Annotated in this window: 25 protein-coding genes, 1 tRNA gene and 1 pseudogene; 7 read left to right on the plus strand and 20 right to left on the minus strand. The window is 72.2% G+C overall.

Features of this window, described 5'->3' with window-relative positions; genetic code table 11:
* Positions 1 to 14 precede the first annotated feature (14 nt).
* From AC07FT_RS18635 to bcp, 3 genes are all read right to left on the minus strand, one after another.
* A tRNA-Leu gene (locus AC07FT_RS18635) sits at positions 15 to 98 on the minus strand.
* A gap of 14 nt (positions 99 to 112) precedes the next feature.
* Positions 113 to 1,081, minus strand: a complete 969-nt coding sequence (locus tag AC07FT_RS18640; protein WP_479177137.1) for an HNH endonuclease — start codon at positions 1,079 to 1,081, stop codon at positions 113 to 115.
* A gap of 127 nt (positions 1,082 to 1,208) precedes the next feature.
* On the minus strand, positions 1,209 to 1,676 hold the full coding sequence (bcp, locus tag AC07FT_RS18645; RefSeq protein ID WP_471203056.1) for a thioredoxin-dependent thiol peroxidase: 468 nt from the start codon (positions 1,674 to 1,676) through the stop codon (positions 1,209 to 1,211).
* A 137-nt stretch (positions 1,677 to 1,813) separates the two neighbouring features.
* Between bcp and AC07FT_RS18650 the strand changes: the two genes are divergently transcribed.
* Together AC07FT_RS18650 and AC07FT_RS18655 are read left to right on the plus strand one after the other, a co-directional pair.
* Positions 1,814 to 2,134: a DUF3618 domain-containing protein gene (locus tag AC07FT_RS18650; protein ID WP_254751286.1), complete on the plus strand. Its 321-nt coding sequence runs from the start codon at positions 1,814 to 1,816 to the stop codon at positions 2,132 to 2,134.
* Between the two features lie 113 nt (positions 2,135 to 2,247).
* Positions 2,248 to 2,550 (plus strand): GroES family chaperonin, encoded by a 303-nt coding sequence (locus AC07FT_RS18655; RefSeq protein ID WP_254751336.1) that lies wholly within the window; start codon positions 2,248 to 2,250, stop codon positions 2,548 to 2,550.
* 220 nt (positions 2,551 to 2,770) lie between these two features.
* Here the strand turns inward: AC07FT_RS18655 and AC07FT_RS18660 are convergent, their stop codons facing one another.
* The 13 genes from AC07FT_RS18660 to AC07FT_RS18720 form a co-directional block, all read right to left on the minus strand.
* Entirely contained in the window at positions 2,771 to 3,499 is a 729-nt protein-coding gene (locus AC07FT_RS18660; protein ID WP_479177138.1) for a class F sortase, read from the minus strand.
* Between the two features lie 96 nt (positions 3,500 to 3,595).
* Complete coding sequence (locus AC07FT_RS18665; protein WP_479177139.1) at positions 3,596 to 4,081, minus strand: hypothetical protein; 486 nt, start codon at positions 4,079 to 4,081, stop codon at positions 3,596 to 3,598.
* 245 nt (positions 4,082 to 4,326) lie between these two features.
* Positions 4,327 to 5,091, minus strand: a complete 765-nt coding sequence (locus AC07FT_RS18670; RefSeq protein WP_479177140.1) for an ATP-binding protein — start codon at positions 5,089 to 5,091, stop codon at positions 4,327 to 4,329.
* Positions 5,092 to 5,603: 512 nt separating this feature from the next.
* Complete coding sequence (locus AC07FT_RS18675; RefSeq protein WP_254737630.1) at positions 5,604 to 5,948, minus strand: TcmI family type II polyketide cyclase; 345 nt, start codon at positions 5,946 to 5,948, stop codon at positions 5,604 to 5,606.
* A 3-nt stretch (positions 5,949 to 5,951) separates the two neighbouring features.
* On the minus strand, positions 5,952 to 6,416 hold the full coding sequence (locus AC07FT_RS18680) for an SRPBCC family protein (RefSeq protein WP_201879714.1): 465 nt from the start codon (positions 6,414 to 6,416) through the stop codon (positions 5,952 to 5,954).
* A 1-nt stretch (position 6,417) separates the two neighbouring features.
* On the minus strand, positions 6,418 to 6,675 hold the full coding sequence (locus AC07FT_RS18685) for an acyl carrier protein (RefSeq protein ID WP_479177141.1): 258 nt from the start codon (positions 6,673 to 6,675) through the stop codon (positions 6,418 to 6,420).
* Entirely contained in the window at positions 6,675 to 7,925 is a 1,251-nt protein-coding gene (locus AC07FT_RS18690; protein ID WP_479177142.1) for a beta-ketoacyl synthase N-terminal-like domain-containing protein, read from the minus strand. Before AC07FT_RS18690 ends, AC07FT_RS18685 begins: the two co-directional genes overlap by 1 nt.
* A complete protein-coding gene (locus tag AC07FT_RS18695; protein WP_479177143.1) occupies positions 7,922 to 9,181 on the minus strand; it encodes a beta-ketoacyl-[acyl-carrier-protein] synthase family protein in 1,260 nt (419 codons plus the stop codon). The genes AC07FT_RS18690 and AC07FT_RS18695 overlap by 4 nt, the downstream gene beginning before the upstream one ends.
* Positions 9,178 to 9,585, minus strand: a complete 408-nt coding sequence (locus AC07FT_RS18700) for a cupin domain-containing protein (protein WP_479177144.1) — start codon at positions 9,583 to 9,585, stop codon at positions 9,178 to 9,180. The genes AC07FT_RS18695 and AC07FT_RS18700 overlap by 4 nt, the downstream gene beginning before the upstream one ends.
* Positions 9,586 to 9,649: 64 nt before the next feature.
* A complete protein-coding gene (locus AC07FT_RS18705; protein ID WP_479177145.1) occupies positions 9,650 to 10,834 on the minus strand; it encodes a SchA/CurD-like domain-containing protein in 1,185 nt (394 codons plus the stop codon).
* A gap of 830 nt (positions 10,835 to 11,664) precedes the next feature.
* Positions 11,665 to 12,300: a DedA family protein gene (locus AC07FT_RS18710; protein WP_479177206.1), complete on the minus strand. Its 636-nt coding sequence runs from the start codon at positions 12,298 to 12,300 to the stop codon at positions 11,665 to 11,667.
* 29 nt (positions 12,301 to 12,329) lie between these two features.
* On the minus strand, positions 12,330 to 13,112 hold the full coding sequence (locus AC07FT_RS18715; RefSeq protein ID WP_471193433.1) for an MBL fold metallo-hydrolase: 783 nt from the start codon (positions 13,110 to 13,112) through the stop codon (positions 12,330 to 12,332).
* Positions 13,113 to 13,171: 59 nt separating this feature from the next.
* The gene (locus AC07FT_RS18720) at positions 13,172 to 13,666 is read right to left on the minus strand and encodes a GNAT family N-acetyltransferase (RefSeq protein ID WP_471193435.1); all 495 of its coding nucleotides are present in this window, start codon (positions 13,664 to 13,666) and stop codon (positions 13,172 to 13,174) included.
* A gap of 74 nt (positions 13,667 to 13,740) precedes the next feature.
* Here AC07FT_RS18720 and AC07FT_RS18725 point away from each other — a divergent pair.
* The 3 genes and pseudogenes from AC07FT_RS18725 to AC07FT_RS18735 all read left to right on the plus strand — a co-directional run bounded on the left by AC07FT_RS18725 (position 13,741) and on the right by AC07FT_RS18735 (position 16,300).
* Positions 13,741 to 14,780, plus strand: a pseudogene (locus AC07FT_RS18725) (dipeptidase).
* A 92-nt stretch (positions 14,781 to 14,872) separates the two neighbouring features.
* Complete coding sequence (locus AC07FT_RS18730; protein WP_479177146.1) at positions 14,873 to 15,868, plus strand: YihY/virulence factor BrkB family protein; 996 nt, start codon at positions 14,873 to 14,875, stop codon at positions 15,866 to 15,868.
* 6 nt (positions 15,869 to 15,874) lie between these two features.
* Positions 15,875 to 16,300: an ATP-binding protein gene (locus tag AC07FT_RS18735; RefSeq protein ID WP_479177147.1), complete on the plus strand. Its 426-nt coding sequence runs from the start codon at positions 15,875 to 15,877 to the stop codon at positions 16,298 to 16,300.
* 65 nt (positions 16,301 to 16,365) lie between these two features.
* Here the strand turns inward: AC07FT_RS18735 and AC07FT_RS18740 are convergent, their stop codons facing one another.
* From AC07FT_RS18740 to AC07FT_RS18750, 3 genes are all read right to left on the minus strand, one after another.
* Positions 16,366 to 17,172 carry a thioesterase family protein gene (locus AC07FT_RS18740; protein ID WP_479177207.1) on the minus strand — a complete coding sequence of 269 codons (807 nt, stop codon included), beginning with the start codon at positions 17,170 to 17,172 and terminating at the stop codon, positions 16,366 to 16,368.
* Positions 17,173 to 17,314: 142 nt separating this feature from the next.
* Complete coding sequence (locus AC07FT_RS18745) at positions 17,315 to 18,466, minus strand: DUF3103 family protein (RefSeq protein ID WP_479177148.1); 1,152 nt, start codon at positions 18,464 to 18,466, stop codon at positions 17,315 to 17,317.
* Between the two features lie 142 nt (positions 18,467 to 18,608).
* The gene (locus AC07FT_RS18750) at positions 18,609 to 20,969 is read right to left on the minus strand and encodes a collagenase (protein WP_479177149.1); all 2,361 of its coding nucleotides are present in this window, start codon (positions 20,967 to 20,969) and stop codon (positions 18,609 to 18,611) included.
* 216 nt (positions 20,970 to 21,185) lie between these two features.
* Between AC07FT_RS18750 and AC07FT_RS18755 the strand changes: the two genes are divergently transcribed.
* Positions 21,186 to 22,121 carry a MurR/RpiR family transcriptional regulator gene (locus AC07FT_RS18755; RefSeq protein ID WP_471193443.1) on the plus strand — a complete coding sequence of 312 codons (936 nt, stop codon included), beginning with the start codon at positions 21,186 to 21,188 and terminating at the stop codon, positions 22,119 to 22,121.
* Positions 22,122 to 22,515: 394 nt separating this feature from the next.
* Positions 22,516 to 22,932 carry a hypothetical protein gene (locus AC07FT_RS18760; RefSeq protein ID WP_479177150.1) on the plus strand — a complete coding sequence of 139 codons (417 nt, stop codon included), beginning with the start codon at positions 22,516 to 22,518 and terminating at the stop codon, positions 22,930 to 22,932.
* A gap of 28 nt (positions 22,933 to 22,960) precedes the next feature.
* Here the strand turns inward: AC07FT_RS18760 and AC07FT_RS18765 are convergent, their stop codons facing one another.
* A complete protein-coding gene (locus tag AC07FT_RS18765) occupies positions 22,961 to 25,426 on the minus strand; it encodes a SpoIIE family protein phosphatase (protein WP_479177151.1) in 2,466 nt (821 codons plus the stop codon).
* Between the last annotated feature and the right edge of the window lie 282 nt (positions 25,427 to 25,708).

The following is a 25,708-nucleotide window of genomic DNA, read 5'->3' on the forward strand; positions in this document are numbered from 1 at the left end:
GTGCTGTCCGTTCGTGCGGCCGGTGGGACTCGAACCCACACGGGATTTCTCCCACGGCGACCTAAACGCCGCGCGGCTGCCAATTACGCCACGGCCGCATTCGCAGGTCATGCTACCGGGCTGGCAGCGGTGAGAGCATCCGTGCGTCTGTCCCCGCTGCGGCGCCGGCTTCACGCTCCTGGGCCTTTCTTCGGTTCCGGCACCAGGTGTCTGTGATCGCGTGACAGTTCGGGCACAGGTACCGCAGGTTTCCGGGGCGGTTGTCGAGCCAATCGCCATTGACATGATCGATCTGCAGTGTCATCGCCCCCCTGCCAATCCCCCTGGTTACTGCAGTGGGCGCACATGTACGGGCGCCCGATGTCATCGAGAGCGGCGCGTAGCCGTGAGTGGTTGATCCGAGGAGAACCCTGCGGGAGAACCCGGAGCACCTCTTTGGCCGTGGGCCTACGCGACGGTGACTGGCGTCGTTGACCGGGAGATTGAGAGCGCGCATGACATCTGCGTAGCTCGTGCTGGCCGCGACGGCCGTTCGCAGTGACGCTTCGGGGATGGTCACGCGGGCGTGCGAGAAATGTGATGTGTCCACCGAACGGTTCCGCAGCATGCGGCCGAGTGCGGCTCGGGTCCTGCCGTCGTCGGGCACTCCCAGGAGGTGTGCCACGGACCGGATGCTCGTCCCCGCTGCGGCGGCCTCCACCAGCTGGTGCCGGGTGAAGGGAAGGTCGACCCGGGCCCGGTTGAGGCCGGGGATGTGGCTGACATCGATATCGGCCGCGGCGATACGTCGTCGGATATGGGACAGAGTCCCTTGCGCGGGGGGTGCGCCGAGCTTGTCGACAACCTCGCGCAGCGTGGTCGACGTCGCCACAGCCTCGGCGATGGCGGCGTTGGAGTACCTGCTCCAAGGGCTTCGCTGCTTGAAGTGACTGATGTCGATGTCGTACGACGCTACGAGCCGCTGCAGTGATCGCCGCCTCCCACCACTGACCTTGCCTTCCAGCGTGCGCATGAGGTCAGCCCACGTCGACGAAAGGGCGACGGCTTCCGTCAGTGACTCGACCGAATACCTGTCGGACATTGGCTCCCCCTCCGTGCGGCCATCTGTCGCACCATCGCACTGATGAACGAGTAGTGCGCCGGGAGGTCACGCGCGGCACGGCAAAGGCCCCTCACCACGGGGTGCGGGGCCTTCCCGGGAAGGGGGGTCAGAGCCCCAGGTCCTTGATGATCTTGGCTACGTGGCCGGTGGCCCTGACGTTGTAGAGGGCGCGTTCGACCTTGCCGTGCTCGTCGACGATCACGGTGGAGCGGATGACGCCGGTGACGACCTTGCCGTAGAGCTTCTTCTCGCCGTAGGCGCCGTAGGACTCGAGGGTCTGCTTGGAGGGGTCGCCGAGCAGGGTGACCTTGAGGTTCTCCTTCTCGCGGAACTTCGCCAGCTTCTCCGGGGAGTCGGGGGAGATGCCGATGACGTCGTAGCCGTGGCCGGAGAGGAAGGCGAGGTTGTCGGTGAAGTCGCACGCCTGCTTGGTGCAGCCGGGGGTGAGGGCGGCCGGGTAGAAGTAGACGATGACCTTGCGGCCGGCGTGGTCGGCGAGCGAGACCTCCTTGCCGTCCGCGTCGGGGAGGGTGAAGGCGGGGGCGGTGTCGCCGGGCTGAAGACGCTCGCTCATGGTTCGGGTGCTCCTCGTGGCATCGGGTACATACCGACATTAGCCAGCTTTGTGACCGGGGGTGCCATGGGGCGGTGCCGGGGGCGAGCTGACAGACTGTCCATCACGGAATCATCGAGACTGACGGAGGCAGCGCGGTGTCGGATGCCAGGACCCCTGCGCAGATCGAGGCGGACATCGTCCGCAGGCGGCAGGAGCTCGCCGTGACGCTCGACGAGATCGGGGTGCGGCTGCACCCGAAGACGATCGTCGGGGACGCGAAGGCGAAGGCGGCCTCGGCTGTGGACCGGACCGCCGGGCGGGCGTACGTCTCGGCGAACCGCATGGTCACGAATGTGCGCGGCCAGCTGGTCGGCGAGGACGGTGCGCCCCGGATGGAGCGGATCGTGCCGGTCGCGCTGGTCGTGGTGGGGCTGGTCGGGCTGCTGACCATGTCCTCGCGGCGCCGCCGGGGCTGATCCGCCCCGGTTCCGGTGCGGACCGGGCCCGCCCTGGGGCTTCGGCGTGCCCCGCGGCCAGGTACGGTCATGTCGTGAGTACGAACACGTCCCATGACAAGCTGCCCATCCGGATGCTGCACGACCGCGTGCTGGTCCGTACCGACATCCCGGAGGGCGAGCGCCGGTCCACCGGCGGCATCGTCATCCCCGCGACCGCGGCGGTCGGCAAGCGGCTGGCCTGGGCCGGGGTGGTCGCGGTCGGGCAGAGCGTACGGACCGTGGAGCCGGGCGACCGGGTGCTCTACGACCCGGAGGACCGGGCCGAGGTCGAGGTCCGCGGGGTCGCCTACGTGCTGATGCGGGAGCGCGATCTGCACGCGGTGGCCGCCGAGCGGCTGGAGGGCGCGGAGGACTCCACGGGGCTGTATCTGTAGCGGACGAAAAGCGGTCCGCGGACGCGGGGGGGGGGGGGGGGGGGGGGGGGGAGGAACCCCCCCCCCCCCCCCCCCTCACCGTTCTTCCTGCCCCCTTACGCGTACGCCCCCCCCCCCCCCCCCCCCCCCCCCCCCCCCCCCCCCCCCCCCCCCCCCTCTCCCTCCCCCCCCCCCCCCCCCCCCCCCGCCCCCCCTGGTGCGACGGGGGATCCGGAGGGGCTCAGGACCACTGGTAGGTGGTGAGGTGGCCGAACGCCACCACGTTCGCGGTGTAGTCCTTGACGTTGTGGTCGTAGGCGCCACCACAGGTGATCAGGCGCAGCTGGGCGTTGGGGGTGTCCCCGTAGACCTTCTTGTCCGGGAAGGCGTTCTTCTTGAACGTCTTGATCTTGTCCACGGAGAAGGTGGCGACGATGCCGTCGGCCCGGGTGATGTTCACCTTGGCGCCCACCTTGAGGGAGCTGAGCGTGTAGAAGACGGCCGGACCGATCTTGGTGTCCACGTGTCCCGCCACGATGGAGTTGCCGCGCTCCCCGGGGGAGGGGCCGTCCTTGTACCAGCCGACCAGGTTGTTGTCGGTGTCGGGCGGGGGGATCAGGGTGCCGTTGGCGTCCAGCGACAGCTCGGTGAACGGCGCGCTCACCCCGATCGACGGGATGTCCAGATGGGTCGCGGGGGAGCGGGGGAGCGCGGGGCCGGGACGGGACTGCGGGGCGGTCGTCGTCCCCCCGGCGGAGTCCCGCCGTGGCAGCCGCGGTGGCGCCGTGTCCGGAAGCGTCTCGGGCCGGCTCGCCGTGGCGGCGGTCGTGGGTGTGGCCGACGGAGTGTTCTGGGAGGCCGCGTCGACGGAGTTGTAGATCAGGAAGACACCGATGAGGGCCGAGGCCGCGGCCCACCGGAGCACGCGGGTGTTGCCGTCGGCGCCGCCCTGCTTGCCCTGCTTGCTCATGGAGGTGTGTGCCTTTCTCGCAGCCCCCGTAGCGCTGCCGTGGCACCACCGCAGGGCGGAGGTGCCACGGCAGCACGGAATACGGAAGAGTCAGGCTCAGATAGCGGTGCCCGCCGGCTTGCGGCGACGCAGGGCGTAGGCGCCGGCGCCGAGGCCACCGAGGAGCAGAACGGAGCCCGCGGCCATGCCGCCGCCCGTGGAGGCCATACCGCCACCGCCGGTGTGGACGCCGCCCTTCGGCTTCTCGTGCTTCCAGTCGCCGCCCTGCCAGTCGTGCTTCTTGCCGGACCAGCCGCCCTCGTCCTTGCCCTCCTTCTCGGACCAGCCGCCCTCGTCCTTGCCTTCCTTGCCGGACCAGCCGCCCTCGTCCTTGCCCTCCTCCTTGCCCTCCTCCTCGTGGTGCTTACGGTCCTTCCAGGAGTCGCCTCCCCGGCCGCCTTCGTCCTCGGAGGACTCCTGGCTGCTCGAGTACCCACCGTGGCCCGGGTCCGAGACGTCGGCGGCGAACGCGGCGGCGGGGGCGCCCAGGGTCAGGGTGGCGGCAATCGCCGCCCCGGTGAAGAGTGCGCGAGTAGATCGCATGAGTCATTCCTTCCGGCGCCTGCACGATGACTGACTATTTGCCAGACAAAGGGATCGCGTAGGCGTCTTATCCACCGTCAGCGAAGAGGGGCCCCGCTGCCACCTGACGCGGCCTACAATCTGGTCGGCGTTAGACCCTCCGAGTGGAGATAAGCGCAATGATCACTCTTTCGCCGCGCGAATGGACTGATGCTGCGTCACCTTCTCGGCCGACATCATTCCGATAAGCCCAGTGGTGTGGGTGGCTAATGGAAATCCGGGTGCGCGAGCGTGCGCCGCAGAAAGCCGAGGGCGGTCCGCACCCCCTCGCCGGTGACCCGGAACTCACCCAGGGCCCGGTCCATGGGTGTCCACCCGCACGAAAGGGCCGCAGGGCGGTGTGAATTCCGTGAGGAGCCCGGGGCCGGAATGAATTCCCGTTCCGCCTCCTGTCGGAGGGAGAGCGGCTGCCCGGCGGCGATGAGGATCTGTTCCCGGAGGATATCGATACCGGTGTCCATCTCGGTCACCGGATGTTCCACCTGGAGGCGGCAGTTGATTTCCATCAGATGGAACTCATGGCCGGGCGAGAGCACGAACTCGAAGGTGCCCGCGCCGACATGGCCCACCGCTGCCGCGCACACCGCGCGCGCGTGCGCGCGAGTCTCGTTGAAGGCCCGTACCAGGCCGTCGGGTTGGCGCACCAGCGCCATCCCCCGGCCACCGCCGCCCGCCACCGCCTTGGGGATCAGCGGACAGCCGATCCGCTCGGCGACCTCCCGGACCTCCGCCGGGGTCGCCACCGCACCGGTGCTCCCCGGCAGCCCGGCCTGCTGCATCACCGCGGCCGGGGGACCGATGAAGGTGATGCCGCTGACCTCGCAGACCTCCGCGAAGTCCGGTTCCTCGGAGAGGAGTCCGTACCCCGGGTGAATGGCCCGGGCGCCGGTGCGCATGCCCGGTTCACGGCAGGCGCGCACCACCGGGATCGCGATCTCGTCGCGGTTGGCGACGAGGACGGTGGAGAACACCGTCCTCACCCCGGTCCGGGGCCGGACAGCGGCTCCACCGCGAGCAGCCGCCGCCCACCGGCTGCCCCGGAGTGACGAGGTCGCCCACAGCGACGAACGGCGGGACGCCGGGCTCGGCCATGATCGCGTCGCTGAGCGTGGCGGACGACGCCGCCACACCCCCGTACGCCGGGTCGGTCACCAGCGAGACGGTGAGCACACCCGCCGCGTCGAGCGCGGCCGGCGCCTGCGCGGTCCAGGAAGCGGAAGTCCATCGCCACCACCACCGGCCGGTTCCCGATCCGGCCCCGGACACGGACCACCGCCTCCTCCGGGCCGGAGGCCGTCCGCACCGCTTCCAGTGGTTCCGCGGTGCCCGGATCCAGCAACTGGTCCCGCCGCTGCCGCGCGGTGAGGGGGCCGTGCCGGCCGCGGTCCGGGCAGACATGCGCGCACCGGGTGAACCGCTTGCCGTGGGCGAGCCCGGCACAGCCCGCGCAGCGCACCCGGTCGGCGACCACGTGACGCTCCCTTCAGCTCGCGGACGGGCGGCTCCGGTCCCGTTCCCAGCGGTAGAACTCGCGGGCCATCGCGTCCTTCGGCTCCCGCCAGGTCGCGGGGTCGTACGCCTGGACGTACGCGGCGAGCCGGTCGCTGATGTCGCGGAACTCCGGATGGCCGGCCAGCCGCGCGACCTCGGGTCCCGGCGGCCGGTCGGCCTCTATCAGGTGCAGATACACATCGCCGAACTGGAACAGGCTGCGGCCGCTGACGCCGATCAGCTCCGGCAGTTCACCGCGGTCGGACTCCTCGAAGACCGAGGCTATGTCCGGAGCCGCGTCCTCCTTCATCCTGGCGACGATCAGGGATCGGTACATGGCTCACGCACCCACCCGCGCGCGGGCGCGCTGCTCGATCTTGTCCCGGATCAGCTCCATCTGGATCTTGGAGTTGCGGTTGATGTGCTCCGTCATCCCGGCGTCGTCCACCGGGGCGTCGGGCTTCATCTCGAAGTCCTGGGTCCAGCGCATCCGGGTGCCCTCGGGCTCCTCGTCGTACTCCCAGCGGATGTTCATGAAGGCGAAGGGGCCCGTCTCGACCCGGCGCGCCCAGACGGTCCGCACATCGCGGGCCGTCTCCCGCTCGGAGACCCAGCTCCAGATCTTGCCGTTCTCATCGGGGTGCATGGTCAGCCGGAAGGTGGTGGTGTCACCGCTGCGCTGGAGCACCTCCACCGAGGCGTACTCGCTGAACAGCTGCGGCCAGTTCTCCAGGTCGTTGGTCATCTCCCAGACCAGGTCCAGGGGAGCCGCGATCACGATCTCGTTGTCGGTGTGGGCGGCCATCTCATGCTCCCGTGGTGAGTGAGGTGTTGATGACGTCGAGGAAGTCGCCGGGGGTCTTGGAGGACTCGGCGCCCGGTTCGATCGGGGTGCCGTAGCGGTTCTCCAGCTCGCCGACGATGGCGAGCAGCCCGAGCGAGTCCAGTCCGAACTCCTCGAAGGTGGCGTCCGGACGGGTTTCGAGCGCTTGGGGATCGACGGTGAGCCCGGCGCAGCTCTTCATGAGCGTCGCCAGTTCTCCGTAGGACAGTTGAGTGGGCATCAGATATCTCCTTCCGGGCCGCGGAGCACGAGCGCCGCGTTGCAGCCCATGAGCCCCCGGCTCAGCACCAGCGCCGTCCGCGCTTCCGCGGAACGGGAGGTACCGGTGACGAGGTCGAGGTCATGGCATACGTCGGTGACGTACGGGGTCGGCGGGACCACACGGTGCTCCATGGCGAGCACCGCGGCCGCCACGTCCAGGGCCGGAGCCGCGCAGTACGCCCGGCCGAAGCCGGTCTTGGGGGCGGTCACCGGGACCCGCCGGCCGTGGGTGCCCAGCGCGTCGGCGAGCGCGAGCGCCTCGGCGCGGTCCGCCGCCGGGGTGCCGAGGGCGTCCGCGAACACCACGTCGATCTCCTCAGGCGCGCAGCCCGCGTCCGCCAGGGCGACCCGGATGGCCTGGGCGAGCCCTTCCCGGGAGCGCTCCCACTGGGACGGTCCGGTGAACGTCGCGGCATGGCCCAGGATCCGGCCGCGGACCCGTGCGCCGCGGCGCAGCGCCGCGCCCTCCTCCTCGACCACCAGCATCGCGCCGCCCTCCCCGGGGGCGAACCCGCGGGCGTCCTCGGTGAACGGCAGATAGGCACGGCCCGGTTCACGGGCCAGGCTCATCTCCTCGTAGCCGAGCTGGCAGACGATCGAGTAGGGGGCGAGCGGCGCCTCGGCGGCGCCCACCACCATGGCGTCCGCGCCGCGCCGGATGGACCGGCAGGCGTGCGCGATCGCGTCCAGACCGCCCGCCTCGTCGTTGGCCACCACCCCGCACGGCCCCTTGAAGCCGCCCCGGATGGAGATCTGGCCGGTGCTGGCCGCGTAGAACCAGGCGATCGACTGGTACGGGCCCACATACCGCGGGCCCTTGCCCCACAGCTGCTGGAGCTCGCGCTGGCCGAACTCACCGCCGCCCGACCCCGCCGCCGTCACCACGCCCACCGCGAAGGGCGACATCTCCGTGGCCGGCAGCAGGGCGTCCTCCACCGCCAGATCGGCCGCCGCCATCGCGAAGTGGGTGAAGCGGTCGGTCTGGACGAGATAGCGCTCCTCGATCACCGCGCCCGGGTCGAAACCGTGGACCTGGCCCGCGACCCGCAGCGGGAAGTGTTCGCAGCCCTCCCGGGAGAGCTCGTCCAGGAAGGTCATGCCGTCCCGTACGGCCTTCCAGTAGGCGTCGGTGCCCACACCGTTCGGCGCCACGATGCCGAGGCCGGTGATGACCGCGCCACGGCCGTGTCCGGTCATCCGTTCCCTCATGACGCACCCCTGTGGCTGAGGACCACGGCCGACTGGAAGCCGCCGAACCCGCTGCCCACCGAGAGCACATGGCGCAGCGGCAGCGAACGGGCGGTCCGCGGTACGTAGTCGAGGTCGCACTCCGGGTCCGGCTTGTCGTAGTTCGCGGTCGGCGGCACCACCCCGTGGGCCAGGGCCAGGGTGCAGGCCACCACCTCGATGGCCCCGATGGCGCCGAGGGAGTGTCCGACCATGGACTTGATCGAGCTCATCGGGGTGCGGTACGCGTGCTCGCCCAGCGAGCGCTTGACCGCGGCGGTCTCGTGGCGGTCGTTCTGCTGGGTGCCGGAGCCGTGTGCGTTGACGTAGTCGATCTCGGAACTGTCGATACGCGCGTGTCCCAGCGCGTGGTCGATGGCCTCGGACATCTCCAGGCCCTCCCGTGTCAGACCGGTCATGTGATAGGCGTTGCCGTAGGTGGCGAACCCCTTTATCTCGCAGTAGATCCGGGCCCCCCGGGCGCGTGCGTGCTCCACCTCCTCCAGGACCAGGACGGCGGCGCCCTCGCCCAGGACGAAGCCGTCGCGGCGGGCGTCGAACGGCCGCGAGGCGTGCTCCGGGTCCTCGTTGTTGGCCGAGGTGGCCTTGATGGCGTCGAAGCAGGCCACGGTGATCGGGGAGATCGGCGAGTCCGCCGCGCCCGCGATGCACACATCGGCCCGGTTCTCCTCGATCGCCTGGAAGCCGTAGCCGATGGCGTCGAGACCCGAGGTGCAGCCCGTGGAGACGGTCTGCACCGGGCCCTGGGCGCCGATGAGTTCCGCGACGCCGGAGGCCAGCGCACTGGGGGCGAACGCCCGGTGCAGATGCGGCCCGGCCCGGCGGTGGTCCACGTCCCAGTGCTCGCCCCCGCTGCTGACCTTGACGTAGTCGTGTTCCAGCCGGGTGGTGCCGCCGACCGCGGTGCCCAGCGACACCGCCGTGCGCCAGCTCTCCGGCTGCGGGGACAGCCCCGCGTCCCGGGTGGCCTCCATCGACGCCGCGAGCGCGAACTGTACGTACCGGTCGGAGCGTTCGATCTGCTCCGGGGACAGCCCGGCCGCCACCGGATCGAAGTCGCACTCCGCGGCGATCCGCGACCGGAACCCCGCCGCGTCGAAGAGCGTGATCCCGCGCGTCGCCGTACGCCCGGCGGTGAGCATGTCCCAGAAGGCCGGGACGCCCACGCCCCCCGGTGCGACCACGCCGAGCCCGGTGACCGCCACCCGTCGCGTCACGACGAGGCCTCTGCCGGTTCGGTGGCCTCCGTGTCCACGTGGCCGAGCTCGGGGCGCGGGGCCAGCGGGCCGAGGTGGAAGACCATCCGGGCCTCGGTGTGCCCCACGTTGCGGAAGCGGTGGCGCATGTCGCGGGGGATCAGCAGCCCCTGGTCGGGCCGGAGCGCATGGGTGGTCCCGTCCAGATCCACCTCCAGATCGCCGCACACGACGAACACGAACTCCTCGGAGTACGGGTGGTAGTGCTCACCGATGCGTTCACCGGGCTGCATGAGGGCCAGGCCCATGAAACCGCTCGTGGCGCCGACCGTGCTCGGGGTGAGCATGGCGCGCAGATCACCGCCGCGCCGACGGTTGTGCGCGACGTCGGCGAGGTCGACGATGCGGGGGGAGTGCGAGGTCATGATCGGTTGCCTTCCGGACGTGGGGACGTGGGGGGACGCGGGGGCGCCGGGGGCGTGCGGGACCTCAGTAGTCCGCCGCCCGGCGGTCGGTGACCGGATCCATTGCGCAGTCGGCCAGGAAACGCCGCAGCCCCTCCTCGTCCGACAGCTCCCGGCCCGGGCCGACCTCGACCAGCCGGCTGAGCATGGCGGCGGCGCGCTTGCCGCCGACACCGGCGAAGAGCGCGGGGTCCTGGTCCAGCCGGCCGACGACATCCACCAGGCGGACGACGGTGTCCACGTGGTGGTAGATCGTGCTGGTCAGCAGGGCCGGGCCGCCCTTCGCGCGGCCGCTGTCGCGTCCGGCCTTCCCCTCGCCGCCGATGGCCAGCTCGTCCTGGCGGGCCAGCAGCCTGGCGACCGCCATCCCGCTGCCCTCCTTGACCGGGTAGAGCAGGGCATGACGCCGGATGTCGGCGGAGGTGTGTCCGGTGCCCTTCACCGACAGGTGGTGCACGGCCGTCAGCGCCGCCCGCATGAAGAATTCCCGCGCCGACTCCGGGTCGTCCAGGTCGCGGGTCTCCTCCAGATACGGGTTGATGGCCTCCTCGACCGCGCGGATCTCCGGCTGCCGCGACACATGGCGCAGCGCCGCCATCAGGTCGCCCTGGACCTCGACGGCACGCACCACCCGATTGCCGCTCATGAACAGCGAGGTGCGGCACAGCCGGGTGGTGTCGTCCACCCGCGACTCGGGCGAGGCGTAGTTCGCCAGGATCGCCGCGACGTCCTTCTCGCTGCCGGGCTTGACGGTGAAGGTCAGGGCGTGCCGGATCACCCCGTCGCCGACCCGCGGAGCCGCCTGGAGCCGTCCCCGGCCCGTCGCCGCACCGCCCGTGCCGTGGTCGGTCTCGCGCAGGATGCCGAACCGCAGCGACCGGGTGTCCTTGACGCAGCCGTGCATCGGCTTGACCATCTCGCGGTGGGCCGCGCTGTCCACCCAGGCGAGGAACGGCGGGGCGCTCTCCCACTCACTGGTGATCAGCCACTTGGAGGGGTCCTCGATCGACTGGCACAGCTGGTCGCTCAGGTGGCCGGGAACGGAGGCCACCTGCTGGCACAGCTCGTCGTACGCGCGCAGGAAGCGCTCCTCGGCACCACTGCGCACATCCAGCAGCAGCACCACGCGCAGCCGGGAGTCGGTCAGCGCCGACTGCGTGGTCATGGACGGTGTCGTGGTGGTCTGTGGAGCCTTGGGCAGGGTGCTCATGTTCCACTCCTCCTTGGGGGCCTGCGACCCTCCTTGGATGCGCCGCCCGCAAGGACGATCGTGGAGCGCTGCCACGTAGGGCGCGAGATTTGTGAGCCATCTGAGGGAAGGCCAGGTCAGCCCGCGTGGCGCGGCCACCGCCCGCCCCACCGGCCCCCGGCGCGCCGCCCGCGGGGCGCTGCCCGGATCCCAACGGCGTTACGGGCCAGGGGAGATGGGGACGCGAACCCGCCGCCCCGCCCGCCCACGCCATCTCGCGGCCCCGCGTACCCCGAGACGGTCGCGGCCCGCCGCCGCCCCCGCGCACGGCGGGGCGCCGACGGCGTGGCACGGGTGGTCCCGTGCGCGTCGCAGGGGGCGGGCGCGGCGCCCGGGCGGTTCCAGCCGTGCCGGAGACTTCGGGGCGGCCGTACGGAGAACGTGCGTACCGCCGTGGCGGCAGTGCGGCGTGGCCGGGGCCGTTGCGCGGTGTGCGCGAGGCCCGGTCCGGGCCCGCGTCGCCGCGCCACCGCGCGGCGTGGCGTGGTGCGGGCGGCCGGCCCGCCGGTTCGTGCGTCGGCGAGGGTGCGCTGATGACGGCTGTCGGCACCCCCACCACGGCCGGGCCATCCGCGCTGTGCGCGGTGCCCGGGCCGGATCCAGCCGCGCCGGAGACTGCGGGGCGGCCGTTCGGAGAACCGTGTGTCCCCCCGTGGCGGCAGTGCGGCGCGTGGTGTCGCCCGCGTGGCGGCGCCGAGTACGACCGCGCGCCATCGCCGCGACCGGGCCCCACTGCGGTGTGCGCGAGGCCGCTCCGGGCGCGCGTCGTCACGCCGCGTGGCGCGGAGCGGTCAGCCCGCCGGTTCGTGTTCCGCGTGACGGCGGCTTCGGGCGCGGCGCCAGAGCGCGGGGGCGGCACTGACGACCACGGTCAGCAGGACCGCCGCCGCCACCCCCTCCCACGGCTTCTCGAACAGCGATCCGCCCAGGATGCCGATCAACTGGTACGTCGCGGCCCACGCCAGCGCCGCGGGCACGGCGCCCCGCGCGAACCTCCGCACCGGCATGCCCGCCAGCAGACACGCCAGCATCACCGGTATCCGCCCCGCCGGGATCAGCCGGGACAGCACCAGCACCGCCACCCCGTGCTGGTCCAGCCTCGTCTCCGCCTGGGCGAGCCGCTCCGGGGCCGCGTTGTCGTGGATCCGGGCCAGCCAGCGGGAACCGCCCCGCGACCGCACCCCGCGCCGCCCCAGCCAGTACAGACAGATGTCCCCGAGGAAGGCCGCGAGCGCCGCCACCAGGAAGACGAACAGCAGCGAGAACGGGGAGCTCTGGTGGACGGCCACCACCGCCGCCGAACTCACCACCGCCCCCGTCGGCACGACCGGCACCAGCGCCCCGAACACCACCAGCAGGAACAGCGAGGGATAGCCCACCGCCTGCTGGGTGGACTCCGGCGGCACGCTCCGTGCCAGCTCACCCATCTCGTCGAGCACCTGGTGGAACACCGCGGTCACCTGGCGGGCTCCAGCCGGACGCACTCGCCGTGCTCCAGCCGGTGCACCGCCGCACCGGGTGCCAGCCGTCCGGCGTGGCGTACGAAGTCGTCGCCCGGTGCGTGGAACTCATGCGGCCGGACCGCGTCCATGCCGATCGGCCAGTACGTGCCGTAGTGCACCGGGACCGCGCTGCGCGCCCCCAGCCGGGCGAGCGCCTGGGCCGCGCGGTGCGCGTCCAGATGGCCGTGGCCGAGATACGGGCCCCAGCCGCCCACCGGCAGCAGCGCCACGTCACACGGGCCCACCGCCTCGGCCATCCGGTCGAACAGCCCGGTGTCGCCCGCGAAGTACGTCGTGGCCTCACCGCGCAGCACATAGCCCAGCGCGGGCACCCGGCTGCGCCCGTACGGCAGCCGCCGTCCGTCGTGGGCGGCGGGCACCGCGCGGACGCGGACCGCGCCCACCGCGCACTCCTCGCCCGGCCGCAGCTCGGTCACCCGCAGCGCGCGCGCCGCGACCACCCGCCGCAGCCCCGGCACCGCCCGCCCGGCGCCGTGCGGGACCACCAGCCGGGTACCGGGCAGCAGCCGGGCGAGCGACCCGAGGTGCAGATGGTCGGCGTGCAGATGCGAGACCAGCGCCACGTCCGCGACCGCGGCGTCCGGCGGCGGCACGGGGCCCCGGCGGCGCCGCAGATGAGCCAGCCGCCGTACGAAGAGGGGGTCGGTGAGCACGCGGACGCCCGAATCCCGCACGGTCGCGGTGGCATGGCCCCACCAGGTGATCTCGACCGACACCCCGCCTCCCGTCGCCGCTGGACGCCCTCCGATCCTCTCACCCCTCCGGGCGGCCGTGGTCAGCGCAGGACCAGCACCAGTTCGTCGATCTCCGTACCGCGCGCGGAGGCGTACCCCCGCTCCTCCCCGGAGACGGTGAACCCGCACTTCTCCAGCACCCGCAGCGACCCCGCGTTGTCCTTGGCCGCCCGCGCGTACAGCGGCCGGTCCGGGACCAGCTCCAGGAACGCGGCCAGCGCCCGCGTGGCCACGCCCCGGCCCCAGTGCTCCCGCCCGATCCAGTAGCCGACCGACGGATCGCCGAACTGCTCGAAGCCCATGACGTTCCCGGCGACCCGCCCGCCGTACAGCACCGTCCGCTTGAGCACGGCGTCGTCCTGGAGGATCCGCTCCCACCGGGCGTCGAACGCCTCCCGGTCACCCGGGTCCTCGGCGGTGAACGCCGCCATCCGGGTCGCCTCGGGATCCCGGTGGTAGTCGAAGAAGACGGGCAGGTCCTCGCGTGTCACCTCGCGCAGCCGCACCGCACCGGCACGCACCGTCGTTCCGGTCATGCCGCCCAGTGTGCACCGTACGGCGGTGGTCCGGGGCGGTAATCCCGTGGACCGCCGCCCCGCCCTGCGCCACCATGACCGCCGTGACCGTGACCCAGGAACTCCACCGCCGCGCCGTCGTCGCCGACGCCCACAACGATCTGCTGATAGCCGTGACCGCCCGGCCGCCCGCCGCTGGGCCGGCTTCTTCCGCGAGCGCTGGCTGCCCCAGCTGCGCGACGGCGGGGTGGACCTCCAGGTGCTGCCGGTCTTCATCGACGACCGGTTCCGCCCCGAAGGGGCGCTGCGCGAGACGCTGCGGATGATCGAGTGCGCCCACACCCTGGCCGAGGGCAACGCCGACGAGGTGGCGCTGTGCCTGGACGGCGACGACATCGACGCCGCGCTCGGCAGCGGCCGGATCGCCCTGGTGCTGGCCCTGGAGAGCGCGCCGGGACTGGACGCCAGCGTGGAGCTGATCCCGACGCTGCACCGGCTCGGGGTGCGGATCGCCTCCCTCGCCCACTGGGGCCGCACCGCCCTGGCCGACGGCAGTGGTGAGGACGCCACCGGCAGCAGGCTCACCGGGGCCGGGGTGGAGGCCCTGGCCGAGATGGAACGGCTGGGCATCCTCTTCGACGTCTCCCACCTCGGCGCCTCCGGGGTGGCCCACGTACTGGAGCTGGCCACCCGGCCGGTCATGGCCACCCACTCCTCCGCACGCGCGCTGCTGGACCACCACCGCAACCTCACCGACGCACAGCTGCGTGGGATCGCCGCGACCGGCGGCACGGTGTGCGTCAACGTCCTCGGCGAGTTCATCGCCGCCGACCAGGCCGACCGTACGGTGGACCGGGTGGCCGGGCACATCGCGTACATCGCCGATCTCATCGGCCTCGACCATGTGGGCCTCGGCCCGGACTTCATCCAGGAGGTCGCCGCCGACACCATGCCGCCGTGCTGCGAGGACCGCGACTACACCGAGATGCTGGTGCCCGGTCTGGAGGGGCCGCGCGGACTGCCGCTGCTCACCGGGGCGCTGGTGAGGCGGGGGTTCCCGGAGGCGGCGGTGGCCAAGGTGCTCGGCGGAAACGTCCTGGAGCTGTTCCGCAAGGAGCTGGGCCGCCCCGCCTGACATGGCCCGCGCCCACCGGGGCAGATGGCTGGCAGCGCGGGCCTTCCTGTTCGGCCGGCGCTGCGCACGGCACGGACGGGGGCACACGGCTCATGGCAGACATCGACAGCACGCACACGCACCGGGAGGGCGGCCGGGACCGGGCCGGAAGGTGGGCGGCGCTGCGCCGGACCCCCGTCACGGCCTGGAACGAGGACCTCACCGACTGGGCGGCGGCTCTGACCTACTACGCGGTGCTGGCCCTCTTCCCGGTGATGCTGATGATGCTCTCGGTGCTGGGGCTGTCGATGCCCACCTCCACCCCCGACGTCATCGACCGCCTCACCCAGGCCGCCCCGCCCGAATCCCGTGACCTGCTGCGCACCGCGCTGCGCGAGACCGCGCACCAGCCGTCCGCCGCCTGGCTGCTGGTGGTCCTCGGCGGCCTCGGCGGGCTGTGGTCCGGCTCCAGCTATCTGGCCGTCTTCCGGCGCGCCCTGCACGCGATGCACCGGGAGAGCGCCCACCGCCCGGTCTGGCGCACCGCTCCCCGCATCCTCCTCACCGCCGTGGCCGTCATCGTCCTGCTGCTGGTCAGCACCGCCACCCTGATGCTCACCGGCGGTCTGGCCCGCCGGCTGGGCGAGGTGTGGGGTCTGGGCGCCGCGCCCCTGACCGCCTGGGCGGCCCTGCGCTGGCCGGTGCTGGTGGCCATGGCCATCACCTTGATCCTGGTCCTCTACCGCTCCGGCCCGGCCCGCTCCCGCCCCGTCCGCCGGATGGCCCCCGGCGGCGCGCTCGCCGTCGTCCTGCTGCTGGCCGTCTCCCTGGGCTTCAGCGCCTACGCCTCCCACGTCCCCACGTACCACCGGCTCTACGGGCCGCTGGCGGGCATGGTGGTGTTCCTGATGTGGCTGTGGCTGTCCAATCTGGCCCTGCTGCTCGGAGCCCAGTTCAACGCCGAGCTCATCAGGAATCCGGAGCCGGACACATGTCCCGCCGATCGTCGGGAAGAAGCCGAGGAAGCCACCCGGTGGCTCCCCCGCACCTCGGGGGAACCCGCCTCCGCATCGCACCCGGAGGCGGACGGAACCGGAGTTGGGAGGTAGGAACCGATGTCGGCTGCGCATGAGCTGACCGAAGCCGTCACCACCGTCAGTGCTGATCTGACGACCGGCCCCGACGCCGCTGTCCGCGCCCGGCGCGTGGCCCGCGGCTTCCTCGGAAAAGCGGCCCTGAGCGGGGCCTCCGAGATGTGTGACGCCGTGGAGCTGGTGGTCTCCGAGCTGGTGACCAACGTCGTCCGCCACACGGACGATCCCGTGTGCCGTGTGGAACTCACCGATACCGGCGGCGGCCTGGAGGTCGCCGTCACCGACAGCGACCCACGCCCCCCACGGTGGCGTTCCCCCGACCTCTCCGGCGGCGGCGGCTTCGGCTGGCCCCTGGTCCACCGGCTGGCCTCCTCGGTCCGCGTCTCCACCCACCCAACCGGCAAGACGGTCCACGCCCTGATGACCCCGGACCTGATGCCGGCCTAGGCACCGCGGTTTCACCGAGGTGGTGCATGAGCCGGGACGGGTGCCACCTGTTCCACCGCCGGTGTTCAGCCGCCCGGGCGGGCGTCCACGAAGAGGCTCTGCATGCACCGGCCGATCGGCCCCGTCGCGTCGTGGAGGGTGGCTTCGGCGATGCCCAGGCCGTCGGGGGCGATGGTGGTCGCCGCGTCGAGGCAGACCCATTCGCCCGTCGGGTGGCGGTGGAGATGGACCGTCAGGTCGGGGTTGATGAAGATGTGGGACCCGAAGTCCAGGACGTTGCTGACGCCGTTGACGGAGTCGGCGGCGGTGAGGACGCGGTCGAGGGGGGTGATCTTCTCGCCCGCGACCAGCGGCACCCGCATCCGCATCCAGCAGGTCGCCGGGCCCTGGCTGAGGTAGGAGCCCGCGGTGAAGCGGAACTCCATGGCCGTGTGGTAGCCGGTGTCCCAGGGGACCGGGAGGAAGGGTTCGGCGTGGGCGGTCTCCGGGCCCGCGACGGTGGCGGGCGGGGACACCTCCGGGGCCACCCCCGGGGCGGTGCGGATGCGCACCGCGCGGGCGCGCATCACCGCGTCGCCGCCGTCCGGGGTGAGGGACGCCTCGACCAGTTCCAGGCTGCGGCCCTCCTTGAGGACACGGGTGGTCACGGTCAGCGGGAGCAGCGGGACGGGGCGCAGGATCTCGAAGGTGATGCGGCTGAGCCGCATGTCCTCGCGGGAGCCGGGGCGGAGTTGGACCGCGCGCCCCAGCAGGGCGGCCGGCGGGCCCGCGTGCTGGCTGTCGGGGTTCCAGGGGCCCCGGGTGAAGGGCGTGGGGGTGAAGCGTTCCTCGGCGACCTGTTCGAAGAACGCCTCGGTGTCGCTGTCCGGCATGGCCACGTCTCGGCTCCTGTCTCGCCCGGGGACCACCACGTTACCGACCGGTAGTTTGGCTGTCACCCCTTCCCACCCCACACCGCACGGCCCGGGACGCGGAGGCGCCCCGGGCCGTGGGTGTTCACGGAGGTCAGGGAGGTCAGGCCCCCTGGACCCGGTACGGCTCCAGGGACATCCAGCCGTTGCCCCGGGCGCCGTCACGGCGGCCCGTGGCGTCCTTGGCCAGGGTGTACCAGGACTCGACGTAGTCCGGGTCGTCCGTCCACCACTCGTCCGGGATGGCGTCCAGGACCGCGTTCACCAGCGGGATGTAGGCGCCCTGGTCGGTGACGGTGAGCAGCACTCCGGCGATGGCCTTGGCGAGGTCCCGGTAGTTGGTGCTGCCGTCCTCCTCCATCATCACCGCGTCGGCGAGGTCGTACTTGTAGTTGGACCAGTTCACCAGGATCTGGTTCGGGTGGTAGACCGTGCCGTCCTCGTCCAGGTACGGCATGTCCACCGGGTCCACCCGGACCTTGCCGTCCTGGCCGAAGCCGGTCACCAGCGTGTAGATCTCGGCGTCGCCCTTGACCCAGGGCTCCTCGTCCTCCGAGAGCTCCACATCGGTGATCCGGGTGGAGTCGAAGCCCCCGTCCGCCGCCGAGCCGCCCGCGCGGGCGGTCGAGAGGCCACGGGCCGCGAACTCCTCGCGCAGGACGCGCATTCCGGCCGCCATCGCCTTGGACTCGTCGATGTCCAGGACGTAGACGGGACGATCGGGCGCGGTACGGGCGTCCAGGGTGTGCGCCACGCCCTTGCTGTCGTACGCGGTCACCTTCCCGGTCCGGTCGTCGTTCGAGGCCACGGCGATCAGCGGGGCCTGTCCGGCCTTGAGATCCGCGCGCATGGAGTCGTCGCCCAGCCGCAGCCGCAGCAGGGACCCGGTGTCGGCACCGAGGCCCTTGGCGGCGGCGATCTGCCGGTCGGCGTCGGCCAGCGCGGAGGTCAGCCGCTTGCCCGTCGGCGCCACGGTCGCGCCGGCGGCCTTCCGCAGATCCACCTCGTCCGAGCCCAGCACCGCCTTGCGCAGGTGGGTGCGCCAGGTGGCGTCGTCGAGCGAGGCGGCGAGCGCGCGGGCCGTACGGTCCTCGATCCGGCCCACCGCCGAGGTGGCCGCGGTGCCGGAGGAGGACGGCTGGTTCGGTGCCGCCACCGCCGCGGGCGCGACGGTGGCACAGGTGGCGACCAGTGCCGCGCCTGCCAGCACGGTGCGCCGGATGCGCCGGTTTCGTGGATGCTGTCTACCGCTCACGGCATGCTCCTGTGGGGGAGTTGGGGGGTGAGAATGCGGGGTAGATCTACGCGAGTCACTACTCGCTGGTAGAGAATGCAGCGCATGTCGTCGCCCGCACAAGGCTCGAACCCCCAACTCCCCCCAGCACGAGGGAAAACCCTCAACCGCGCAGCGGCCCCTCGCACGTGAAGGGCGAGGTTCCGGCCGTACCGTCGGACCAGACCTCCACCGTGCCGAAGGAGCAGTTCATATCGGCGAAGTTGTTCCCGCCGTTCCGGCTGCGCTCCAGGATGAAGTAGTCCACCGTCTCGGACATCTCCCGGAACACCCGGTCGGGATCGCGTGAGTCGGTCAGCCGCGCGGTGATCCGGCCGGTGCACACGAAGCGCGGCCGCCCGGCCCACCCCTTGGAGCCCGTACCCCGCCTCTTCTCGCAGCGCGGGGTGTTCTGGGTGGCGGAGGTGAAGGCGTCGCGCACCTCCATGGCGGTGGCGAAGCGCAGCGAACCGATGGGCTGGTAGCGGGTGTTGGGGACGAACAGATCGTCGACCTCGGCGATCTGCTCGTCGAGGAAGGTGTCGTACGCCCGCTGGAGCCCGGTGTCCGCGCCCATGCGGTCGCGCCACGCGTCGAAGCCCTGGGGGTCGTCGGCGCGCAGCCGGCCGTACATCTCGCGCAGCAGCGCGGGGCGCTCCCGCCACAGGAACTCGAAGAAGGTGCCCGCGTAGTTGTAGAAGCGGAACCCGTCCCCGTCGTAGGTGGCGTGCAGCAGCCGGGCGACGGTCATCCGGGGGCCGCCGTTCGCGGTGTCCGCGATGATGCCGCGCACCAGCGACTTGCGGACGAGGATCCCGTCGTCCCGGGTGGCGCCGTCGAAGAACTCGGCGGTGCCCTCGTCCATGGCGGTGGTGCGGTCGCCGGTGTACCAGGGGCCCTCGCCGAAATAACCGGGTACGGCGAAGCGGCCGTTGAGGTAGTGGGTGTACTCGTGCCGGAACAGCTCCTCGAGCGAGAGGGAGGAGTCCTGCGGGACCCGGCGCTGATAGGTGTAGAAGGTGGCGCCGCGCTCGATGTACATACCGCCGTTGTCGGTGCTCAGTCCGGTGAGGATGGGCTGGTAGGTCTCGTAGTCCGCGCGGGAGGCGTACAGCACGGTGGTGAGGGTGGTGTTGGTGTCGCCCGATAGCGGTTCCTCGGTGCCCAGCACCCGGTGGAACTGCGTCTTGACCTGCTTGCTCGCGTAGTAGAGCTGGTCGACGGTGGCGTCGTCCAGTGCGGTGCGCACGGTGATGCCGCCGTTGTCGTAGACGTAGGTGCGCGGGAAGAGCCGTCGTTCGATGTCGGCCTTGCACACCTGGTACGGGGCACACGCCTCATAGAAGTTGAGCCAGCCGACGATCTTCGCCCAGGGCTGGCTGCCGTCGCCGAAGTTCCGCTTCGCGGTGTCCAGCAGCGGGCCGAGGTCCGCCACCACCGCCGGCTTCAGGGCGTCGACCTGGCCGAAGCGGCCGTACTCGCCGAGCGCGTCCCGCACCACCCAGGCGTTCTCGCCGCCCTTGAGGTGGACGTACCCGGCGAACGCCTTGAACGCGCCGCGGTATCCCGCGTCGGCGGTGACCGCCTGGTGGAAGGCGGTGTCCTTGTTGCCCGGGTAGACGCCGAGGTAGTTGACCGACAGCGCGGCCAGCGCGGCGCCGCCCCAGGAGCGGTCGCCGGAGGTGGCGGGGTGGTCCCGGTCCATGGTGGCCAGGACCTTGGGTATGAGCCGGAGCTGGTGCTGCCGCAGCCCCGGCGCGCTGCCCGCGTACAGCGCCTCGCGCAGGGAGTCGGCGTTGGTGCGGGTGACGTCGAAGGTGCGGGCGGCGGTGGCGAACGCGTCGATACCGCGCCGCATGGCGTCCACGGTCGCCGGGTCGGTGAGGTCGATCTCGTCGTGCGAGAAGTCGTGGTACGCGGCGGCGTGGAGATAGGTGAACATCTCATACAGATGGCTGCCGTTGGTGCCGTCGTGGGACGGTGCGAGCGAGGCGATCCGCCGGGAGACGGCCTGGACGTGGGCGGGGGAGAAGACCCGGGCCAGCCGGGTGTCCCAGGTCCAGATGAGGCCGCGCAGACAGTCGTCGGCGGTCACCGCCGGATCGGCGAGGAAGTCGGCCCAGCGCTCCGGGTCCAGTCCGGAGACCGCGTCCAGGGTGCAGGGCACGGCGCCGTCCAGGGCGCGGACCGTGGAGTGGCGGCCGGCCTTCCCGGTGGCCTTGTCGCCGGGAATACGGGCGCGGGTGGCGCGTCCGGGACCGTCGGTCGTCCGGGGTGCCCGGCCCAGCCGCTCGACCCGGGAGCCGTGGTCGGTGGCGCGGTCGGTGGTGGCACGGGGGTCGGGCGCGGCGGCGGGCCGCGCGGCGGAGGCGGGGGAGGAGTGGGGAGCCGCCGAGGCCGGCGAGCCCGGCGCGAGGGGCAGGGTCAGTGCGGCGGCGGTGGCCGCGGCGAGCAGGGTCGCCCGCGGGGAAGGTCTGTGGATCACCTGGTCTCCCGATGAGTTGGGGGGTGGAAGCAGGTGGTTCTGCCGTGTGACCTATAACATAGTAATGTGAAATAGCACTGACAAGGTGTCAGGAACGAGTTGGCCGACCCTGGTCTCCGGGCGGCGCGGGGCCTTCCGCGCGCCCTCCCACGTTTCCCGTCATGCCCCGTTCCCCGCTATGTTGAGCGGGGGGATGGGACGAGAAGGAGCACACCGGTGCCATCTGGGCAGCAGGCACGCGCACAGGCGTCCGCGATCACACCGGGAGGGCGCGCCCCCGAGGCCCCCGGCGGCGGGGAGCAGCCTCCCGCGGCCCAAGTGCGCGCCCTGTTCGGAGGCCAGCGGCTGTCCCCCGCGCAGCGGCGCATCGTGCAGTACATCACCGACCACCTCACCGAGGCCGCCTTCCTGTCGATCACGGACCTCGCCGACCGGGTGGGCGTCAGCCAGCCGTCGGTGACCCGCTTCGCCACCTCCCTCGGCTTCAGCGGCTATCCCGCGCTGCGCGAGGCGTTGCAGCCCATCGCGCTGAGCGCGGTCGCCGCCTCACCGCGCACCCGGGAGGAGAACCGCCGCAACGAGCTCCAGACGGCGGTGGACAACGAGATCGCCAACCTGGAGAACCTGCGCCGGGTGTTCGTGGACACCGACCGGGTGCTGGAGATCGGCCGTGAGCTGGCCCGCTCGGTGCCGCTGACCATCCTGGGGCTGCGGATCTCCGTCTCGCTCGCCGAGTACTTCGCCTACGCGGCCCGGCGGATCCACCCCGATGTGCGGCTGGTGTCCCGTGGCGGCAGCGTGGCCTACGACGCGCTGCTCCAGTCCCGGGAGGCGGGCGGCACCTGGGTGCTGGCGTTCGCGATGCCCCGGCACGCCAAGGAGACGCTGGCCGCGCTGCGGGCGGCGCACCGCTCGGGGCTGCGGGTGGCGCTGATCACCGACCTGACCTACGGGCCGCTCGTGGACGAGGCCGATGTGGCGCTCACCGCGGGCACCGGATCACGTCTCGTCTTCGACTCCTACGCGGCGCCCATGATGCTCTCCGCGGGCATCCTCCAGGCCATGGCGGACGCCGAGCCCGAGCGCACCCAGTTCCGCCTGGAGAAGTACGAACAGGCCGCGGAACAGCACGAGTTCTTCCTCGATCAGTGAGTGGCCGCTGAGCCGCCGCGGTCCCGCCACCTCCGGGCCGCACCCCCGCAGCCACCCCATTCGTCCGGCTTCCGGAGACGGGCGTCCGTATAAGCTCACATGCATGAAACTTTTCATGCCCTTGATTACTTCGCAGTAAATATATTTACTGCACATGGCACCCGGGCCCCGAAGGGGCTGAGCCGGAACCAGCGCTCGCTGCCGCGAGCCCCGGGAGTCATGTGGGCGAACACCCAAGGGACGGCAGCCTCCTCGTCGGCCCCCACCGTGTTCCGTTCGGGTAGTCCGCTCCCCTCGGGCACCCCCGGCGGCCCCGGGCCAACCCCTGGGCCCAGGGCCGCCGGATATCCACTGATCCCCGGCGATCAGGACCCTCAGCTCGAAGGCGACGACGATGTCCCAGACATACTCCCCGATCAGCGCGGACTGGCCCTGCCAGGTCACCCCTCCGGGTACCCCCGACTGGGAGCGCACGGCGGCCCGGTGGCTCCGGGATCTCCTTCCCGCACGGTACGCGGGGTATTCCACCCTCACCCGGCACCCCCTCCTGCTGGCCCGGCACGCCCGGCTCCAGCTCCAGAACGAGATCCGCGCGGTGCGCGTCGCCCTCCAGACCTGCCGTACGGAACTGCCCTCCCTCGGGTTCACCGAGACGATGATCGAGTCCACCATCAAGCTGTACGCCACCGAGCTGGCCCAGCTGAACCGGCTCGCCCAGGGCGTGCGGCTGATCACCGACGCGCTGGTGAAGGAGAGCCGCCGGGCCCCGGTCACCGTCCGCCGCCGCGCCCCGGTCGCCGTCCGCCGCTGACCGCCGGAGCCCCCGGGGGGCCACCCGCTCAGGGCACCGGCGTCATCGTCGCGTCCACCGGCACACCGCCGTTCGAGAGCAGTTGCTCGCACCAGATGGTCTTGCCCTCGCGCGCGTGCCGGGTGCCCCATCGCTGGGTGAGCTGGGCGACCAGCAGCAGTCCGCGGCCGCCCTCGTCGGAGAGTCGGGCGCGGCGCATATGCGGGGCCGTGTTGCTGGCGTCGGACACCTCGCAGATGAGGGTCCGGTCCCGGATCAGCCGCAGCTGGATCGGCCCGTCGGCGTGCCGGATGGCATTGGTGACCAGCTCGCTCACCACGAGTTCGGTGACGAAGGACGCGTCCTCCAGGCTCCAGGCGGCGAGCTGGCGCGCCGCCCAGGAGCGGGCGGTGGAGACGGTCGCCGGATCGGCCGGGAGGTCCCGTACGGCGAACTGGTCCCGGTTCAGCGCCCGGGTCCGGGCGATCAGCAGCGCGGCGTCATCGGCCGGGTGGTCCGGGAGCAGATCGTTCAGCACCCGGTCGCACAGGCTGTCCAGGGACCGCGACGGTTCGGCCAGAACGTGGCACAACTGGTCCAGCGCGGTATCGAGTTCCCGCTCCCGGAACCCCAGCAGCCCGTCGGTGTAGAGGGCGAGCAGGCTGTTCTCCGGCAGCCGCACCTCGACGGACTCGAAGGGCAGACCGCCCAGCCCCAGCGGTGGCCCCGCGGGCAGATCGAGCAGCCGGGCCCGTCCGTCCGGGGTGACGGTGGCCGGGGGCGGATGTCCGGCGCGGGCGAGCGAACAGGTCCGCGAGATCGGGTCGTAGACCGCGTAGGTGCAGGTGGCCCCCAGAACGGCCGGGTCCATGGGGGAGCCGCCCCCCTCGCCCTCGGCGGCGAGCCGGAGCACCACGTCGTCGAGGTGGGTGAGCAGCTCGTCCGGGGGCAGGTCGACATCGGCCAGGGTGCGCACCGCCGTCCGCAGCCGGCCCATCGTGGCGGCGGCGCTGATGCCGTGGCCGACCACATCGCCGACGACCAGGGCGACCCTGGCCCCGGACAGCGGGATCACATCGAACCAGTCGCCCGCCAGTCCGGTCTTGCCCCCGGCCGGGAGGTAGCGGGACGCGGTCTCGACCGCCGCCTGGACGGGGAGTCCCTGCGGCAGCAGGCTCTGCTGGAGGCTGAGCGCGGCGGTGCGTTCGCGGTCGAAGCGGCGGGCGTTGTCCAGACAGAGGGCGGCACGGGCCACCAGCTCCTCGGCGAGCAGCCGGTCGTCGTCGGTGAACGGGTGAGCGGACCGCCGGTAGAACATCGTGATGCCGAGCGTCGTCCCGCGCGCCCGGATCGGCACTCCCATGATCGACTGGAACTCGAAGGTCCGGAACTTCGCCGCCCGCGCCGGATCCTGGGCCAGCCAGACCTTGATGTCGTGGTCGCTGACGCGGTGGATGGCCGACCGGCCGGTGGCCATACAGCGCACGGCCGGGGAGTACGGCGGATAGAAGTCCACCTCGCCCGGCTGGCACACCGCCTCCGGGGTGCCCTCCAGCACCGACTGGTTGGCCGCCCGGCGCAACGCCACCACCCCGGTGAACGGGCCGGGTTCATCCCCGCTGAGCAGGGTGTCCAGCAGATCGACGGTGACCCAGTCGGCGAGCCGGGGGATGGCCGAGTCGGCCAGCTCCTGCGCGGTGCGCATCACGTCCAGGGTGCTGCCGATCCGGGTGCCCGCCTCCTTCAGCAGCGTCAGCCGCTCCCGCGACTGGTACTGCTGGGTGACATCCGAGACGGTCGTGCACAGCCCGAGGGTGTGCCCGTGGTGATCGCGCAGCGCGGAGGCGGAGGCGATGAAGACGGCGTCGCGCTCGGGCTCCGCGGGGACCCGGCCGTGCATCTCCCCGCTGAAGGCGGACTCACCGGTCTCGATCACCCGGCGCAGCCGCCGCTCCCAGACCGCGGCGTCCGGTCCGGAGAGGATCTCCGGCAGCCGCTTGCCGCGCCGCTCGGCCTCCGTCACCCCGGTCAGGCGGGTCATCGCCTCGTTCTGCCAGCGGCAGCGCAGATCGGTGTCATAGATGGTCACCGCGACGGGGGAGCGGGTGAACAGCCAGTGCACCACGGCCCGCTCGATCTCCTGCGGCAGCACCTGCTGTCCGGCCGACGGTGCCGCCGTGGCCACCAGGATCCACTGGGCCCGTGCGTCCCCCTCCACACAGCGGTGGGCGGTGCCGCGCAGGATGAGGGGGCGGCCGTCCGGGCCCCGCGCGGTGAGTTCGCCCAGCCAGTCGTCGCCCTCGGCGCGCGCGGTCCAGAACGGCTCCCCGACCCCGGGGGTCAGGAAGTCGTCGGCGGGGCGGCCCACGGCCTCCCCGGCGGTGCGGCCGAGCAGCCGTTCCGCGCCCGCGCTCCAGCCCGCGACGACACCCAGCTCGTCCACCATGATCACGACGGTCCGCGGGCCCCCGGAGCCCCGCGGCCGGTTCAGCGGCAGGGCGTCGTCGGCGTTCATCGGGCCCCCATCCGTTCAGGGGATCGTCCTGTGCGCGTCCCGGAGCCCGTGCGCCCTGGAGCCTCGCGACCGCGCCGAGCGGCCCCGCCGAAGTCCGGTGCGGTTCGGTCGCGCCCCGAAGAGGCGCGGGGCGGTGACGACCGCGCCGCGCGGCACTCCTGCGGAGCGCTTACGTACCGAGCATGCGCCTCCCGTCGCGCGGGTTCAAATGAGCCGTGACCCGGCCGCGGCCCCGGGCGGCGGTGGCTGAGATGCCCTGTTCATCCCTTCTGTGCCATGCTC

The sequence above is a fragment of the Streptomyces sp. NPDC045899 genome, assembly GCF_056431485.1.